This window comes from Winogradskyella costae (assembly GCF_013403865.1).
Lineage (GTDB): Bacteria > Bacteroidota > Bacteroidia > Flavobacteriales > Flavobacteriaceae > Winogradskyella > Winogradskyella costae.
On the sequence record NZ_JABFDK010000027.1, the window covers coordinates 1 to 1,947 of the forward strand.

At 29.8% G+C, this 1,947-nt stretch carries 2 protein-coding genes; both read left to right on the plus strand.

Going from position 1 to position 1,947, the window contains the following annotated elements:
* Positions 1 to 119: 119 nt before the first annotated feature.
* Positions 120 to 1,121, plus strand: coding sequence for a hypothetical protein (locus tag HM986_RS17500; RefSeq protein WP_179336335.1), 1,002 nt, complete (start codon positions 120 to 122; stop codon positions 1,119 to 1,121).
* 163 nt (positions 1,122 to 1,284) lie between these two features.
* Positions 1,285 to 1,764, plus strand: a complete 480-nt coding sequence (locus HM986_RS17505) for a hypothetical protein (RefSeq protein ID WP_179336336.1) — start codon at positions 1,285 to 1,287, stop codon at positions 1,762 to 1,764.
* Positions 1,765 to 1,947: the final 183 nt, after the last annotated feature.

A 1,947-nucleotide genomic window follows, 5' to 3' on the forward strand; every position in this document is an offset into this window, starting at 1 on the left:
ATTGCTTTGTTTCTGCTTATCTGGAATATTCCTTCGGAATATTCTCAGGTTCGTAAAAGTTTACTAAATTAGTTGCCTAACCACGCAACTAAGCATACACAAACACGTTGTACACAATTATGAAAAACAGAATCCTATTATACTTTTTAGTTTCAGTTTCTATATTTAGTTGTAAAAAAGATATAGCTGAATTTAAACCTACCAATCCTTTTGAAAATACTCTAGTCATAGAAAAACAGTTCTTTGATTTAGATACCCTAACCAACCAAATAATCACAGGAGAAAAAGGGACAAAAATATACTTCAATCGAGAAGATTTTGACATTAACGAAAATGATAAAGTAACTTTAGAATTAAAAGAATATTACAATCGATTAGAGCTGATTTCTGATAATTTAAATACAGTTACCAACAAAAATGAACTGTTAGAATCCAACGGTGTGATATATCTCAACCTAAAAGTTGGAGATAAAAAAATCAATTTAAAAAAAGATAAAAAATTAAGAATCGAATTTGCACAAAAATTCAGAAAAGGAGACAGAATTTATAACGGTGTTTTGGATTCATTAAATCAAATTACTTGGATTGATGATAAAGAGACATATATATCATTTCCTGTATTTGATTCTGTATCAACAAGACAATTTGGTGGAGTTGAGACTTATATGAATAAAATAATATCAATCGATTCTTTAGATTATTATTCTCAGTTAAATATTGATATGCTATCTGATGCAACAAGTGAACTTTATATTATAAACTGGTGGGATTACCCATCTATTTTGATTAGTAATTTAGGTTGGATAAATGTTGACAAAATTATAGAACCTGATGGAATTATCTCTTACGAACTAAACTTGAACCAATCCGAATTAGATAATGTATCTACATTTTTGATTTATCAAGATTTAAACTCTTTTATTTCGGATTATCGACAACCGAATAATTTAAAATTTACAGAAATACCAATAAAGAATAAAACATCTTTAGTCGTAATAGCTAAAAAAAGAACAGATATTTATGCAAACAGAATACTGTTGAATAAAAACACAATCGGCAACCTTGAAATCGAATTAAAAAAAACTGATTCTACTGAATTAGAAAAATTATTAAAAAAATAACTGTGTACAACACCGTGTATAATTAATTGCTTTGTTCTAGCCTACTTGCGAAAATTCCTGCGGAATTTTCACAGGTTCGTAAATGTTTGCTAACTTAGTTGCTTAACCACGCAACTAACCATACACAAACACGTTGTACGCAAGCTGAAAAAACTCACTCGAATTGACAAAAAAGATAATATTTGGAATTTTAGCATTCGTAATCGGATTTGGAATCGCATTATATTCCGAATCTTTTTTTCGCGAAATAATTCAAGATATTTTTAAATGGTCAACGTCTGACAAAATTAAATTTGTTGGAAAAAATATGTACATCTTCTCTGATAAAACCTATTACATTGTATTGGGAATAATTCCTTTGATTTTGACACTTGAAAATCTGAAAAGAAAACCAACTGAATTTCTAAAAAATGGAATTATTTGCTTACTGATTTTCGGAATTTCTTTAATCGGAATTTCAGCTATCGATGCGAATATAAAAGTTGCGGAATGTACTGCGTGTGATGACGGAATTAGAAAATTACATTGGAACGGAATTAATTACGGACTGATAATTGGAACAAGTGCAATTATTGCGATTATTCCAAGTCTAATAAGAATAATAAAACGAACGAAAAAAGCCAGCGTACAACACCGTGTATAATTCATTGCTAGTACTCGCCTACTTACGAAAATCCTCGCGGATTTTCTATTCGGTTTGTATTTGCTAATTTAGTTGCTGAAACACGCAACGAAATCATACACAAACACGTTGGCAAACATATCGCGCTCACCTACAATTTTACGGAAATTAAGACTTTAGTCTGTTAAGTTTTGAGAGGTTTCT